The sequence below is a fragment of the Paraburkholderia sp. SIMBA_030 genome (genome assembly GCF_046535245.1).
In the GTDB taxonomy this organism is placed as follows: domain Bacteria; phylum Pseudomonadota; class Gammaproteobacteria; order Burkholderiales; family Burkholderiaceae; genus Paraburkholderia.
This window is the reverse complement of record NZ_JAWRXB010000150.1, coordinates 1-367: the sequence shown is the minus strand read 5'-3', so window position 1 is coordinate 367 and position 367 is coordinate 1. Positions and strand designations below refer to the sequence as shown.

Below are 367 nucleotides of genomic sequence, written 5' to 3'. Positions count from 1 at the left end.
CGCGAGATCTACGAGCGGCTGATCGCACCGCATGTGCATCACCGCTGGTAGGGTTTGAGTATATTGGAATGAGAGACGGCCGGGTTATTGCCCGGCCGTTTTTGTTTGGCACTCCATCTTCCTCCCTCATTCCTGTGCTCGTCACAGGAATCCAGCCACCGCGCGTCTGCGCGATGAATGACTCATTTCCAGTTTGAAGAAGTGTCTTCTGCGCCCAAGGACTTGGGCGCACTGGATCCCTGTGATGTCCCGTGGGCGCAGGGATGAGGGGACGGCGTAGAAAGTCCCCTTACAGGCTATTCGCCAACAAACAAAACTCATCCACCGAAAGTGTCTCCGCCCGCCGCTGCGGATCGATGCCGGCCTT

1 protein-coding gene is annotated in these 367 nt (G+C 57.5%); it reads left to right on the top strand.

Annotated features, from left to right (window positions below):
* Positions 1-197, top strand: a 197-nt coding sequence (locus tag SB772_RS39420; protein ID WP_410838441.1) for a hypothetical protein, incomplete at its 5' end; no start/stop codon positions are given.
* Between the last annotated feature and the right edge of the window lie 170 nt (positions 198-367).